Annotated in this window: 9 protein-coding genes; 4 read left to right on the forward strand and 5 right to left on the reverse strand. The window is 53.3% G+C overall.

What is annotated here, in order from left to right; all coding sequences use genetic code 11:
• Positions 1-276: 276 nt before the first annotated feature.
• Positions 277-1,836: an endonuclease NucS domain-containing protein gene (locus tag ACR0C3_RS06285; RefSeq protein WP_480757742.1), complete on the forward strand. Its 1,560-nt coding sequence runs from the start codon at positions 277-279 to the stop codon at positions 1,834-1,836.
• A gap of 401 nt (positions 1,837-2,237) precedes the next feature.
• Here ACR0C3_RS06285 and ACR0C3_RS06290 read toward each other — a convergent pair whose 3' ends face one another.
• The 3 genes from ACR0C3_RS06290 to ACR0C3_RS06300 form a co-directional block, all read right to left on the reverse strand.
• The gene (locus ACR0C3_RS06290; protein ID WP_480757744.1) at positions 2,238-3,104 is read right to left on the reverse strand and encodes a hypothetical protein; all 867 of its coding nucleotides are present in this window, start codon (positions 3,102-3,104) and stop codon (positions 2,238-2,240) included.
• 44 nt (positions 3,105-3,148) lie between these two features.
• On the reverse strand, positions 3,149-4,465 hold the full coding sequence (locus ACR0C3_RS06295; RefSeq protein WP_480757745.1) for a tyrosine-type recombinase/integrase: 1,317 nt from the start codon (positions 4,463-4,465) through the stop codon (positions 3,149-3,151).
• 636 nt (positions 4,466-5,101) lie between these two features.
• Positions 5,102-5,683: a TetR/AcrR family transcriptional regulator gene (locus tag ACR0C3_RS06300; RefSeq protein WP_480757747.1), complete on the reverse strand. Its 582-nt coding sequence runs from the start codon at positions 5,681-5,683 to the stop codon at positions 5,102-5,104.
• A 124-nt stretch (positions 5,684-5,807) separates the two neighbouring features.
• Here ACR0C3_RS06300 and gntH point away from each other — a divergent pair, with 124 nt between their 5' ends.
• The 3 genes from gntH to ACR0C3_RS06315 are packed head-to-tail and all read left to right on the forward strand — an operon-like array spanning position 5,808 to position 10,098.
• On the forward strand, positions 5,808-7,001 hold the full coding sequence (gene gntH / locus ACR0C3_RS06305; RefSeq protein WP_480757749.1) for a guanitoxin biosynthesis MBL fold metallo-hydrolase GntH: 1,194 nt from the start codon (positions 5,808-5,810) through the stop codon (positions 6,999-7,001).
• Positions 7,002-7,010: 9 nt separating this feature from the next.
• Positions 7,011-8,822, forward strand: coding sequence for a hypothetical protein (locus ACR0C3_RS06310; protein WP_480757750.1), 1,812 nt, complete (start codon positions 7,011-7,013; stop codon positions 8,820-8,822).
• The gene (locus tag ACR0C3_RS06315; RefSeq protein WP_480757752.1) at positions 8,815-10,098 is read left to right on the forward strand and encodes a HupE/UreJ family protein; all 1,284 of its coding nucleotides are present in this window, start codon (positions 8,815-8,817) and stop codon (positions 10,096-10,098) included. The genes ACR0C3_RS06310 and ACR0C3_RS06315 overlap by 8 nt, the downstream gene beginning before the upstream one ends.
• A gap of 310 nt (positions 10,099-10,408) precedes the next feature.
• Here the strand turns inward: ACR0C3_RS06315 and ACR0C3_RS06320 are convergent, their stop codons facing one another.
• Both ACR0C3_RS06320 and ACR0C3_RS06325 read right to left on the reverse strand, forming a co-directional pair.
• The gene (locus ACR0C3_RS06320; protein WP_480757753.1) at positions 10,409-12,052 is read right to left on the reverse strand and encodes a N,N-dimethylformamidase beta subunit family domain-containing protein; all 1,644 of its coding nucleotides are present in this window, start codon (positions 12,050-12,052) and stop codon (positions 10,409-10,411) included.
• A gap of 4 nt (positions 12,053-12,056) precedes the next feature.
• Positions 12,057-14,537: a CoA transferase gene (locus tag ACR0C3_RS06325; RefSeq protein WP_480757755.1), complete on the reverse strand. Its 2,481-nt coding sequence runs from the start codon at positions 14,535-14,537 to the stop codon at positions 12,057-12,059.
• Positions 14,538-14,635: the final 98 nt, after the last annotated feature.

Raw genomic sequence — 14,635 nt, forward strand, 5'->3', positions numbered from 1 at the left:
AAGCAGGCACTACCTCAATGGCACTCAACTACTTATAGCGGACAGTCGGCAAACTCGGGCTTTGACCGAGTTGCAAACTTAGCCGCCAACGGCGCGCACCGCGGAACGGCTGTAGGGGGGGTCAGCCGTACTGAAAGGTTTGATTTACTAGATGCTGGAGCCATGTGCATCGCGCAATGGGCTGTAGTTACAAGTGGTTCAGCTTTTGGTAGTGCATCTTGCGGAAATGCATCTTATTGCTGAACGACAACAAGTGAATGCGGGAAAGCACCAAACATGGTATTGTCAGTTCTCGGTCGATGGGAAAACGAAACCGGTTTTCGCGACTACTTAGCGAAGCATCTCGAAGCGCTTGAGCCCGGTTTAACATTGGTTGATGTTGAGCATTCCTTACCAAATGCCGTAGGCTCAGGCGGAAGAGTGGATATCTTAGCAACCGACGCGTTGCAAAACTATGTTTGCATAGAAGTTAAACGCAGTGACAATAGTGCGCGAGCGACACTGAATGAGCTTAGCAAATACCTGACTCTTTTTTGTCAGGAATATGATGTTCAAAAAGAACGGGTGCGCTGCATTCTAGTGTCCACGCACTGGCATGAAGCTCTCCTGCCTTTGTCGACTTTTGCAGAAATTTGCGGCGCGGATGTTAGCGGCTACAAGGCCGCCATCAAAAAGGGTGAGGTTTGCTTCGAGCGCCAAGAATTGAAGCAAATCACATTTTCTCCCCAGATCAGCCCAGAAGTTTGTGTGAAGTATTTCGAAGACGAACCCGCGCGAAACAAGTATTTGAGTCGTGTAAAGGAGCGCGCAGCAAAGCTGCCGTTTATACGCATCGCTCTGCTCTGCCTTAATCCTATACCCGGATCAAAGTACGTAGATCATGTGATTATCGCGTACATTTGGAAAATTCCTTGCGAATTTTATCTAGATCTTGAGCAAGTAATTGGCGAAAAGATCGGTTGGCTCCAACCGTACGCACATCCAGATGCCAAAGCAGAAACTGACGCAACTTACTGGATTCTGAATAAGGGCGACAATCTCTCAACGTATTATTCATCTTCTGCAGAGTTTGGCACACCTGAAAAAGTGACAAACCTTTTGAAAAAGTTCGAATTCGATAGCATTAAGAAGGTTGGAAGATGGTCGACTCAAGATCTTATTAACACTGATGAAAAGCTCCTTTCCCAAATGGTGAGCTTTTCGCCGATGCAGGGTGGTGCGAAGCAAAACAATTATCAATACGCTGCAATAGCAAAGCCTCAAAACAAAATGGGTTTCGCGCGTGAAGTTTCTGATTTCCTCGATTTCTTGTCATTTTCAGAAGTTTTTAGGTCTGCGGCCAAAGATTTTCTGGAATCGCAGCGATCTTCAAAAGTTGAAGTTGTCTTTACGGCTAACCGAGGTCGCAACGCTTTTATGGACCTCTACCTATCAATTCGACGCGGAAATTCGCACCTTGGTTCTTTTTCGATCATAGTGTCCGTTGACGGAACCCCAATTAGTGGGTTGGCCGGTGGTTACTTTTGGGATGGGAAAACATTTCCGCAAGACGCAAAAAGTAACATGGAAGCTGCATTTGGAAGTACCTTTTTTGCAGTTTCGCAGGCTTTTAGCACAGCAAAGTGGGATGCAAATCATGACACGATGGAAATACATGGATTGATCCCGGTAGTTTACGAATTGTCGGAGAGCCAGCCAACGCTAATAGCACGTGGAGGCAAGATCGATTCAGAGGTCCGCTCATTTATTGAATTTGCGACGTTCAATGAAGGTTACCTCATAGACCTTGCAGAAATCATTGAGGGAATTTCTGATCTTGGCAGTCAGGACTTGTGACTTTGAAGTGCGTAAAGTTCCAAAAATTGAAAGACTAAATCACTTCCTCCCAGTCTGCAAAATTGATGAAAAAATGAAGAGTAGGACCTTGGCTGCGAAGCTAACTAAGCTCTCCGGGTTCTCCTACGTCGTCTAACGAGTTACGTCTGATGGCAGCTTTGTCCTGAGCTTCCACCGTAGCGGCATTGAAACTAGCGTAATTCAAATGCGCTAGGAGGATTGTCTGAGCCGCATTTGTTCAGCTTCGGCAAAGAAAACATAAGTTGGATCGGGTCGAAAATCTGTGCGCTGGACTGACGGGCTGGCGTCACGCCTTAGCGCGATATCACCAATGTAGTGAATTGTTCCTGTCAGCGATTTGCATCGCCGCCCCTGACATTTTTCGGTTTTGATACCTAAGCCTAGGCCGGCTTTCTACCGGCAACCTTCAGTCGCTCTCTATCTTCAACTGGAAGGCTTTTAAGTACAGCATTCATAATTGCACGAAGTCCGCTGTTTTCTGGCGGCATTCCAGGATATCCAAGAAATTCGGCGAGCATTGGTTTTCCAAACTTTAGTTTCTCCGGTTCCCTTAGGCTGAGGTAATGTGCAGAGGCTTGTTGTACGAGTCGATTAAATTTTTCACTGTCGCGCTTCGGCGTTGGCAGAGGATTCAACAGCTTCTTTAGTTTATGGCTAGCTTCCCAGTCGAATTTACTCTTCGTAACCCAACCTGAACCGAGTGATTTTGCAGGGTACTGAAAGACAAAAACTGCTCCGCCGAAGCTGTGCAATTGGTTCCAGATTTGATTGCAATATTCCCGGCTGTCGGAGTCAGGGCACAGATCGAAGCGGGGGTGGTCACGAACTATCCATTTGCCGGGCTCTAGAAAAACTTGATTGTTGCGCCTGTTATTCCCAAATTCGACAAAACCAAGAACGTCTTTGTTGCTGACACACGCCTTAGGCGCGACCGCTGCATCTTCAACTAGCAACAGTCGCATCGGAGAATAAAGGCCGCTTCCCCTGGAAGCCGGTATCAATGAGTTATTATGATACAAGAATACTCCATTTTCGTTTTCATCATTGAAAACAAGCATTTCAAGCAAATGGATAGCAACTCCACGAGCAATGCTAAACAGATCGGGCGTGTCATAGATTAAGCGGAGACGGGGTTCTAATTCAGCTAGCTTTTCGGCGCTAGTTTGACTTTCCCAATGCCATTTCGGACGCTTTCCAAACGGCTTTAGTTTCGCAAGATTCTTGTCTGCTAGAACGATCCTCTGCATGTTCCTTTCAAGTTCAAAAAGAGGTACGCAGCCTTTCGGGAGTGTCATGTCAGTGGTCCCAAAGTGATGATCTTGTTCTCATGTTGATTTCCGATCAAAAAGTCAGCCCAAGCATCCATCATGGTTCGCCGTTTCTCCAACATATCTCCTCTCCGGTAAGCAGCCTCGACACTATTGTTGATCTTATGTGCTAAAGCGACTTCAGCCATATCGCCGGGAAAGTTTGTGTATTCGGACACCCAATCTCGAAAAGTGCTGCGCAATCCGTGAGGGACCGCGGGTCGTTTGGTCACACGGTCTGTGAAACCCGGGCCGTCTTGTTTCAGATCTCTTTCATGCAAACGTTTCATTGCGGCGCTTAATGTCATATCCGACATTTGGCCGCCTTTAGGGGCAGGAAACACCAAGTCACTATCCGAGAACCGCGGAATGGCGCGCAGCAGTTCCATAGCAGTCTTGGAGAGTGGAACTCGATGCTCACGCTTCATCTTTGTTCGATCTGCCGGGATGATCCACATTCCGGCAGCCAAATCCAATTCACTCCATCGCGCACCTCGCACTTCTTGCGAGCGGGTCGCCGTTAAGGTGAGGAACTCCAGCGCGCGGCTACCAAGCCCTTCTCTATTTTGAAGATCGGAAAGCCAGCGCTGCGCATCCTCGATCTTCAGTGCGGGTTGATTGTAGGTGTTCGCGATTTTCGAAGGGGCAGGGAGCAGCTCTTTCAGATTGTTCGCCCAACGCGCCGGATTATCGCCAGACCGATGCCCTGCAACGGTGGCCCATGACAGGACTGCTTCGATGCGTCCCCGCAGGCGCGAAGCAGTTTCAGTCTTTGTTCGCCATATCGGTTCGAGAACGCGCAAAACATCTTGAACGGTGATGTCATCCACGAGCATGGCGCCAAGTTCAGGCACGGCATGAGTGGTCAGAGTATTTCTCCATTGTTGCCGGTGTTTCGCGTTCTTGTAGGCATCTAGTTTTGCGTCCAAATACCGGTCTACCGCATCTGCAAAAGACAGGCCCCTGCGCTGGGCCGCGACCAGAGCAGCTTTCTGGGCCTTTCTTTCTTCAACCGGATCAATGCCGTTTTGAATTTTGTCTTTTTGTTCGCGCGCGATTTCACGAGCTTTGGCAAGGGGAACGTTGGGATAGCCGCCGAGACCAATTTCGCGGCGTCGGTCGCCGACAGTAGTGCGCAGCAACCACGTTTTGCCGTTGTTTGGGGTGATTTGCAGGAGAAGCCCACTTACGCCACCAACGGCGACGTTCATGTTGAGCGATTTGCCGTTGCGGGAAGTTCTTCCATCATGCTGCATCCGTTTGACATCAAGCGCAGACAGTTCCTTCGATACGCGCGGCATACCACACCCCCCTACTTACCCGCCTAAAATTATGCTATTTTGTACTACAACTTTAGACGTCGTGCGACATAAATGTTGTATGTTTTCCGAATAACCTGCTGGAAAAATGCTATTTAATGCTACGGGTCACAACATTATCATGGCGGTTCCTCGGTCCGCCATTTGGTAAATCAAGCAATTTAAAATATTATAAAAAATGCATTGCCGGTTTTCTACCTGCCAAGTCACTTGCTATGCGGGTTACTGGTGTCAGGGCTTTTAAACTGACGCCAACCTTGACAGCAGCTTGTAACGGCACCTGACTTTTTTCGAAATCGCCGCTATGCCCGAGGCGCGGACAAAGCAGCCTAATGCTGGCGCAGCGGACTATGGGGCCGCGCGCCCGTCAGATCATGGACTATGTCCCGTCAATGCAGCGCGGTTTCCCGAAAGCGGACGTTCAAGCCTGCCAAATCGGCGCAATTCAAATCCGGCCGTGTGCCGCGCGAGTGTCGAGCGTTTGGGTCGCGGAAGACGCGGATCTTGATGGTCACAGACTGAATGTCGGCTCTTGGCACTGTTGCGTTTGACCTTCCTAAAGGGCAATTAACAACTGGCGGTCTGATACGAGGAAACTCACAATGCCGGAAAATATTCTTATTCTATCTTCTTTTTTCCGACAAGAATTGCATGTTCCCGCTCTATAACCCTTTCCCAATCGCCTCGCGCTTTCAGACCGGTCGATGAATCTCCCATCAGCGAAGTAACCATCAATCTTCCACGCGCTTTCGCTTCTTCTTTCGAAAACCCGGCCTGTTCAAACATCCAGGCGGCGAATTGGAAGCGCTTGCCGATGGTTCTTTGATATGATTCTTCCACCTTTTCATCGGTATTCGCCCAAACTGAGACAGCGTGATCCGGTAAGGCGGCGTCCTCTTCTATGACCTTTTTCATAAGAAGAAGAATGCGGGCTTCCGGGGGACCGCCAAAAGTCTTTGCCTGTGCGATCACTTTGTCAGTCAGTTCCTGCTCCCAATATCTGAGAACCTCATCCAAAAGCTCACGGACGTTCTTGAAATGCCAGTAGAAGCTACCGCTTGTCAGGTTCAGTCGCTTTGCCATTGGCACGACTTTTATCGCGGAAACGCCACCCTCGTTGAGGACTTCGTAGGCCAGCAATATCCAGTCTTCCTTGGTCGCGGCGTTTTTGGGTGAGGCTCGGGTGACAGTTTCTGACATTCAGATTATAGCATTCATTATTTGACATAGAGTAGTCTATGGCCGTACCGTAGACAAGTCTATGGACAACTGGGAGTTCACGACATCGTGCTCTCAGAAACGCCATGCAGAAAAGGGGGGATCAATGAAAAGCATTATGAATTCCACGACTGGCGCACTATTGGCTTTGGGTTTGTCGTTGGCTGGCACCGCTTCAGCGCAAAACGCGCTTCCGACTGGTCGAACTGCTTCTGCAATTGAAAATGGTGTTTATCCCGCGTCATACTTTCCCAACACTGAAATTCTTGGCGCGGATGAAATGCGTATCACTGCACTGGGAACGGGTATGCCTAACCAAACCAAGGCAGCCGTTTCGATCTCATTTTATGTTGAACTAGGGAATGGAGACGTTTTCCTGTTTGACGTGGGCACGGGTGCAACTGGAAACTTGTTTTCGTTGCGACCGGATTTTGCAAAAATCGACAAGGTCTTCTTCAGCCATTTGCATGTTGATCACGTTGGAGACTTCATGGGCCTCCACGTTGGGGGGTGGCTTTCAGGCAGATATACCCCGCTCCGCATCTTCGGCCCGTCCGGATCAGAAGATGAACTGGGCACTAAAGCATATGTTGATGGCATGTCCAAAGCTTACGCCTGGGACTTGGCCACGCGAACGGGCGCGCTGCCGGATGATGGCGCCAAGCTTGAAGTCACTGAATTCGATTACATGCAGGAAAACGAGATCGTATATCAGGAGAACGACGTCACGATCCGGTCTTGGCCTGCTATCCACAGCTTAGATGGCTCGGTAAGTTATTCTCTGGAATGGAATGGACTGAAATACGTCTTTGGCGGAGATACCTACCCAAACAAATGGTATGTGGAATATGCCAAAGGAGCGGACATCGCTTCTCACGAGGCGTTTCTTCCACCTGACGCTTTGGCCCCGTATTTTGGCTGGGACATGAAACAGGCGACCTATGTAGCGACGCGCGTTCATACCGAACCTGCGGCCTTTGGCAAAGTGATGTCTGCGGTCGAACCGCGTATGGCCCTCGGATATCACTCTGTTCTTTCACCCGAAAATTATCAGGCGATTTTGGAAGGCGTCCGTTCGACTTACGATGGACCGCTCACACTCGCGCGAGATCTACAGGTGATCAACGTGACCAGGGACCAGATCGTTGTTCGGGAAGCGAGTGTTGATGAATACGCGCTGCCACCCGCTGTGAGCGACGAGTACATCAATGCCCCGCGTTCAAAAGAAAAAGAGCCGTCCGACAAAGTCAATGCGGGAAAATGGGAGGGTTACACGCCACCGCCAATGCCGGATAATTAACCTTCAGGGGTGAACAAAATTCCGATTTGGCAGTATCTGTACCGACTATTCCTGATGCTGAGCCTGATGGGCTCAAGTGCACAGGCCGTTTCGGCGGATGTCGTTCTGACTAACGGATCAGAAGTCGCCCCCAATATCGCTGTCCTGCATGTCAAAGATGATGGGGTCTACGTCGACCTTGAAATCTATGTCGAAGATATTCCATTGTTTGCGGAAATGTTGCCAATAGGATGGTCATCAGATTTCGTCGGAGGTGAGCCGGAGGCTGAACAAGATACCAATCAAGGTTATGCGCAAGCCGAAGGCCGGGCGCTGTCGATTGTTGGAAGCGACGAACGGGCCCTAAACGCTGATATCAGAAAGGTGGAATACCGAACGCGCATAAACCGGGCCTCGCCGCTTGCAGGTCAGCGCGATCCATTCTCGGGTCAAATTGTTCCCAGCCCGCCCAAAGATCCGCGTGTTCTCTTCGTCGAACTGTTCTTTCCGTTTCAAAACTCAGTTCCCAAGGAGCTGACTATAGTGCCTCCATCGCGGGATGGCGAACCACTGGTAACTATCGGGATGCAGGTTTTTGACCGTGAGGTTCCGGTCACGGATTTCAGCTTCTTGTCAAAGCCGACAGAGTTAAAGATTCACTGGCCTGATCCGTGGGATAGCCGCTTTTCTGCTGAAAGCCTGAATCGAAAAGCGCAGGACGGGACCTCCACTTTTCTTTACATCGAACCCCGTGAAGTTCGGCATGAGACGTTGATCCGCTTGCGTGAACTGGCGCCTTGGATTGGTGAAACTTTCGAAGTGGGGCAAACGCTTTCGCCACAGCATAGCGCCTTGATCGTAAATCAGGCGGCGTCCTTTTTGGCTTCTCGTAACCCGGTATCAATTGATGGCAAATTAGTCCAACCGTCAAACGCTACAGCAAAACTTCTGGAGCTCACATCGCAGGGTTTTCAGGTTGTCCAGCCTGGAAAGCAAGTGTCTGTGAACAATGCGTTTATCGGAGCCATCCTGTCTTTCTCTTCGTCGGACCTTCCCGATCAGGTAACGGTCACATGGGATATGTTTGACGAGGAAATTTCCCGCGTTGCGACCATTTCAAACGATATCGCCGGGCCATTCTTTGGAGCTGTGACACCAGCAGACCCTCAGTTTCATTGGCAGAACCACTTGCTCCAATACGAAAGAGCATCTGTTACTCAGATTCCAGTTGAGCAGCAGACACGGCAGAACCCGGCAATGACTTTAATCTCCGGGGTGATCAGTGCCGCCTCACTTGGTTTTTTCCTGCTGTGCAAGGGCAAAGTTGCAAAGCGCGTAAGTTGCGTAACCGTTATTGTCGCTGCTTCGGCAACCCTGGCATTTTCGGGATATTTGCTGGAATTACCGTGGAATAAGCCCGAGCCCCCTGAGCCGCAGGTTGCGGAAGATATACTGCGCTCAATGGTCGATAACTTGAGCACGGTGACTCTGGAAGTTTCGCCGGCCGCAAGAAAGTCAGAGCTGGCACATATTGTGTCGGAAGCGTCTCTGGGTGACATCGCAACAGAGGTTGAACGTGGGCTCGCGATCCGAACGCCAGGAGGTAGTCTTGCTACGGTTACTGATATCAGCGAACTGGAATTAGAGCGCATTAACCCAACCCTCACACCGGGTGGATTTAGCACTCTGGCCAAATGGACAGTGAAAGCACAAGGCGGTCATTGGGGGCACGCCCATATGCGCGCCGTTACGTTTCGGGTGCTGGCGGAGGTCATACCTGAGTCAGGCCATTGGAAGCTGGATGGATTAACTGTAATCGAGGCTCGCGATCCAAATGCATGAGCGTTTAAGACCAAAGGTTTTTGCTTTAGGCGCTCTGTTTGTCGGTGTGCTTTTGTCACTGACGCTATCAGCCTCGGCGCATTTTTTGCTTAACCTCAACGTTCGAATTTCGCATGTCGAGCATTCCGAAGACGGTCTACGTATCTACATGCGCACGCCCATGCCTTATCTGGTTGCAGATAAGGTCGGTGATCAGAATGGTGATGCCTTGCCGGAAGCTGCACCATTCACGACCAATGCCATGAGCGACGGCCAGTTGGTCCACTTTGTCGACTGGCAGGCTGCCTTGAGCGATCCCAATGGGCTGGGGCAATTCGCCGAAGATGGACTACATCTGTTGGTCGACAATCAGCGCTTAAGAGGAACAGTTAAGTCCGTTCGCTTGCATCGAGTTGGAAATGAGCCCGGATTTGCAACTTTGGCCGAAGCTCAACAGGCCGTGGAAACCGAAACGGCCCTCATGCCACCGCTTTTTGTTGGTGACACAGTTGTCGATCTCGTCCTGCATTATGACACTTACAGTCCCATCCAATCGTATAGCATTGCGAACGTGCTGGACCCCGGCTTGCCGGATCAGGACCAAACGGCCAACCTCATTCTCGACTACGCGTCAGACACACCTCAGATATTCCGATTTCGGGGTCTGATGGCTGAACCATTGGTTGTTCAGCAACAAGGATACGGAGGATTCCTCAGTTTCGTCTGGGAAGGCATACGACATATCCTCGAAGGGTTGGATCATGTTTTGTTTGTTGTGTGTTTGGTCATTGGAGCGCAGACCCTCAGGGCGCTCTTGCTGCGTGCAACCGGTTTTACCGTTGGGCATAGCGTGACCCTGTCGCTGGGGTTTTTCGGGTTTGTGCCATCGGGCGCGTGGTTTGTTCCTGCCGTCGAAACTGGGATCGCGCTTTCTATCATATTTGCAGCCGTCGCAGCGTTTATGAGTTTTAAGGACAATGCGCGCTCTGAAGTCACGATGGTGCTTCTGACAACGCTGATTGGCCTCTTGCACGGGCTTGGGTTTAGCTTTGTGTTGCACAAGATCTTGCAGGTCACATCTCCAAACATCTGGCAAAGCCTGCTTGCTTTCAATCTTGGCGTCGAGCTTGGCCAGGTCGCCATTATTCTTGCGCTCTGGCCTGCCTTGATAGTGTGTCGGCGCGTGAACTCCAGTTTGTGGATGTCCCTACGAGTGGGCCTAGCCGGTGGATGTGCGGCTATCGCCTGCTTTTGGACCTTTCAGCGAGTTGCCGAAGTTTATTCCACGCTGACTTAAGTTTATTGCAATGGTGCGTGCCGTGATGGTTGACTGAGAGAAATGCTGACATTCGGCTGTTCCGCAGCGTTAGACAGATTGGGCAAGAAGCAGTTGGTCAGCCCGGTTTGTGCTTGGGCAACTTCTGGAAGACAGAGTTCAGCACGTTGGGCCAAGCCGATGAAATCGCCGGATCATCTCGATTTTCTCAACTTCTGCTTTCGGCGCTGGATTTAATCTCGACGCGCTGCATCGACGCGCGTCCGCTCAGAGCCCGAATTGACCGATGCTGCGGTTTGAACAGAGGTCCGCTTCAAGTAAGACGCAGAAGCTACCGTGAGCGGTCCTTCGATTTGCCAAACCTGTTCAGGACGTTGCGTGTGATCTGTTCGACTTGGTCGTCCTGCCGGATCAGGCCCGCGACCCATTCGCAGGTCGCAGCGGTGAATATCTCGCCCTTGCCACGCGGCCACGAGATGATCATTCCGTTGCCGCGTTTGCAGGCGTCCAAGGTTTCGGGCGTGACCTCTCCGAAGAGCACCTGCGCTTTGAACGCCGCATCCGCTGACCCGATGTAGAGCGTTTCACCCCAAATACCGTGATCGGCCTCGATATTGGTTGCGAGCCCCATTGCGAGGATGTCGATCTCCGGCACGGCACCATCCGTGCAGGTCGGAAAGGGCAACCCATCCTCGAAACGGTAGTCCAGCCCGTCAACCTCGTAGCCGAAAATCCGCGATCGCGCGCCCAGCGCGTCCCCATAACCGAGCCCGGCTCCGTCAAAGGCCCAATGATCGGACCGGTAAATCGTAAAGCCACCCGTACCGCCGCCAACACAGTTGCCAAGTCCGGCATAGACGCCGCGCAGGGCGTTAACACCGAAGGTCAACGCGCCGGGACGGTTCACTGGGTTCACCTCGAACGCACCCGTGACAAGGTGCTCTTGATCAGTCCCCATCAAAGGGTCCTGATCTGCGATATACTTGTAGCAGACCTGTGTGCGGCCTTCGTCCTCGATCCGGGTCTGCCACAGGAAATTCCCGGCAAACCGCGCGACATGCCCCCCGGAATCGACATAGACATCGACAGCATCGCGCATGTCCGCGCTCCAGTATTCATCGTGGCCAACGAAAACGGCACAGGCATAGCGGTTCAGAAGAGCAGGGTCGCGGTGCAGATCGTGCTGTGTGACCATGTCGAATGCATATCCCTCAGCCTCGGCCCAACGGGCGAAATGACGTTCGTAGCTTGCCCAGCCGGCTGAGGCGTATTTCTTGGAATAGCCATAGGCATAGGCCCACTCCATGTAGGGATAGCGCACCATCTCGTCAGGCTTGGTCGGCTGTTCGCGCAACGCACGCGGTGCGCCCTCGGGCAGTTTGCAGAACCCTCGCGTCCATGGCCTCTGTGTGGAGACGATGGGTGAAAAAGCATCGCCATTCGGCCCTGTGATACCCTCATAGTGATTGGACCCGCCCCAGCAATTATAGGCTAGCCAGGTGCCCGTTGCACAAACCAAAACATAGGGCGGTGGCGCAGCATCTGGCGCGGTTCTGATTAGAATGACATGGTGTTCTTCAACCACATCATCGCCCTTCCGGGCGCGAAAAGTGACCAGATAACCGCCGGGTGCCCAATCATCGGGGATGGTGAAGGCATAGGCCTCGGGCCAGCCACAGCCCTTGACCGAGCAATCTTTGGGCGTTGGATGATGCACCCCCGGAAGGCCGCTCTTGGTCAGTAGTGGCTCATAGAGTTGCCCGTCGCGGCCGATCTCAAGCTCCCATTCCGTTGCCGTGGTGGACACGTGCAGCGCAACGCGGTCCCCGGGTGTATAGCTCATTTCTGGGGTGTAGCCCCATATTTCCAGAACCGCCTCGTCACGCGCCGGGCCGATATAGTAGTTATCAAGGATATGGCGCGCCTTTGCACGGGTACGCGGCGTGGTCGCCGGTCCGGGGTGGTCCTGTGTCATATGTCTACTCCGGCAAATACTTGTCCGACCAGCTTTCGGCAGCTGCGCCATTTTCGATCATGTGCCCGATTTCCTCGTTCGTATAGCCTAGCCGTGCGAGGATTTCGCGCGTGTCCTGCCCGTATTTCGGAGCAGGTCCGGGGATCGTGATCGAGGCTTTCTCGGGCCGCACCGCATTGGGCGCGACAAGGTCGACCCACCTCCCCATCGGATGCTGATTATGGCGCACCGCGCGGAAAGTCGCCTTGGATATGTCGATCCTGCCGTCGCTTTCGAACTGCAGGCCTGCGTCGCGCGTGTCATGGAGGGAACCAAGAGGCGTGATACCCACCGAGCCGGCGGCAAAGACGCGCATCCAGTCTGTCACCGGTTTTTGCGCAAACCGCTCGGCAAGGGCGGCTTCCAATTCGGTGTCATCCTTTCCGACGAGATCGGACAGATCAGACACCCGTTTAAGGGCCGCTTCCCGCTCTGTCGGGGCAGCAAAGAACATCCAGCCATCGGCGGCGGCATAACAGCGATAGAACGGCCCCCAACCTCGCACCTCGCGTCCTGAAGGCTCGTCGAACGCTGGACGCCCTTCGAAATCATACATGAATTGCGCCTGTATCATTTCACCTGCAGCGGCCAGTGAGGCGCGGGCAACACCACCTTTGCCGGTAACCCTTAACCGTTCCAGCGCCGCTCCGAGAGCCACGCAGGCACAATGCCCGGTCAGCGCGTCGATCGTACCGAAATGAGCGTGCTCCTCGGGTGTCTTAGGGCCACCACCAAAGCGGGTCATCACACCTGTCGCGGCTTGCGCGAGGTCGTCATAGCCAAGGTGATCCGATTTCGGCCCCCGACGCGGTCCGCCCCACGCATCAAGCTGCACCAGAATGAGACGCGGGTTGATTTCCTTCAGTCGCGCTTCGCTCAGGCCCAGTGCATCACGTTGTTGATCGGTGCCGTTCATGGTTATCACATCGGCCCGCGCCACCATTCGCCAAAGCGCCTCTTGCCCCTGTTCCGAGTGCAGATCGAGCAACACGCTTTTCTTGCCTCGCTGCGCATGCAGCCCGAACACCACCGCATTCCATGGATCCACCGAAGGCCGTACAGGCTGTACCAGTGTGACCTGCGCCCCGAACCGCACCAGTGTAGACCCGATGGTCGGCCCAGCAATAACGTTGGTCAGATCCAGCACCTTCAGCTCGTCAAGCCAGAGGCCTTTGCCGTCGCCGCCCACGGGCATTCGCGGCGTCTCTGCAAGAACACCGCTCAGCGCATCGCGAAAGTCGTCCCGCTGTGGCCCTGCGGTTTTATCCATTGCGCCTGGATCATCGGCTAGCCAAGCGACGTTGCCCATCTGCCGCATCTGCCCGTGGTGGGGATCGTCAAGCGCGACCACCAGCCCCGAGGTCAACGCATGAGGGTCGGACAGCCATTCGGCCGTGCTGCGTTGCGCTGTGGCCGGAGCCTTAGCCGCTCCGAAAAGTTCTTCCCATTCATGCGCGGGACGGGTCAGGAAGGCTGCTTTCATCGCATCAGCCAGTCGTCTACGATCGCCTACCCCCACCGGATAGTTGCGCAAAGCCCATTCCGCGGGCCAATCCGCCTGATCAACATAGACATCGAAATCCGGCAGTTCTTTCAAAAGATCGCCAAGACCGAGAACCTCCAGCACTCTTTGGGGATGGTTCACGATCGAGCAGGATACGATGTAAAACCCTCGTCCATCTGCACAGGTATAGGTGCGATAGAACGGATCAAGAAATTCGGAGAGCTCGGCAAAGTTCAGGTTGTTGGGTAGGCCTTCGCGCGCGCGCCGCTCCAACTCCAACTCACGCGGAGATTTGTAGCGCTCGGGGTAGCCCTCGATCTGTTCGCAATTGTAAACCAGCCCCTCCAGCAGGGCAGACGCAAGCGGTACTTCGATGTGGTCGCCTCCCATCCGGGGCCGCGCGGCCAACGCAAATAGGACCGACATCGCGCCGAATGCGGCACCATAGGCCGAGGCCAATCCCAGCGGAGTAAAGGAAGGATTGATCCCCATCAGACGACGATTCAACCCCATGTCGGTAAATTGCCCAGTGCGCGCCGCGATCACCGCCTCCCAGGCTGCCAATCCGGCGAGTTCGGGATCGGTCGACGCAAATCCGGGAAGCGAAAGCGAGACGATGTCGGCGTTCACCTGCCTGAGCGCCTCCGGCCCAAGCCCCAGCCGCTCCATCACGCCGGGACGGAAGTTCTCGATCACTACGTCAGCGCGGCGAACCAGATCTAGCGCTGTACCGCGCCCGTTGGCTGTCTTGAGATCAAGCGTCAGCGCACGCTTGCCACGCGATAACATGTCGAAAGCGGGGTCCTGCCACCTGGGTCCACCTGGCGGATCAATGCGGATCACCTCGGCCCCGAGATCGGCCAGCATCATCCCGACCAACGGCCCGGCCAGAAAATGCCCAAAATCAAGGACACGAATGTGGGAAAGCGGGCGGTTCTGCATGGTTACTGGATCCTGTTCCGACGGTTTACCTCTACAAATCTATGAAATTGTCTGGGCATGTTTCATATTCATCCTGCCAAAAATGAGATCAGTTCCGC

This window comes from Ruegeria sp. CK3, assembly GCF_056536565.1.

What these genes read in the sequence shown, in the direction of transcription:
- ACR0C3_RS06285 (WP_480757742.1), top strand. Translation starts at nt 277, where the DNA reads ATGGTATTGTCAGTTCTCGGTCGATGGGAAAACGAAACCGGTTTTCGC.
- ACR0C3_RS06315 (WP_480757752.1), top strand. Translation starts at nt 8,815, where the DNA reads ATGCATGAGCGTTTAAGACCAAAGGTTTTTGCTTTAGGCGCTCTGTTT.
- ACR0C3_RS06290 (WP_480757744.1), bottom strand. Translation starts at nt 3,104, where the DNA reads ATGCAGAGGATCGTTCTAGCAGACAAGAATCTTGCGAAACTAAAGCCG.
- ACR0C3_RS06300 (WP_480757747.1), bottom strand. Translation starts at nt 5,683, where the DNA reads ATGTCAGAAACTGTCACCCGAGCCTCACCCAAAAACGCCGCGACCAAG.
- ACR0C3_RS06295 (WP_480757745.1), bottom strand. Translation starts at nt 4,465, where the DNA reads ATGCCGCGCGTATCGAAGGAACTGTCTGCGCTTGATGTCAAACGGATG.
- ACR0C3_RS06320 (WP_480757753.1), bottom strand. Translation starts at nt 12,052, where the DNA reads ATGACACAGGACCACCCCGGACCGGCGACCACGCCGCGTACCCGTGCA.
- ACR0C3_RS06325 (WP_480757755.1), bottom strand. Translation starts at nt 14,537, where the DNA reads ATGCAGAACCGCCCGCTTTCCCACATTCGTGTCCTTGATTTTGGGCAT.
- gntH (WP_480757749.1), top strand. Translation starts at nt 5,808, where the DNA reads ATGAAAAGCATTATGAATTCCACGACTGGCGCACTATTGGCTTTGGGT.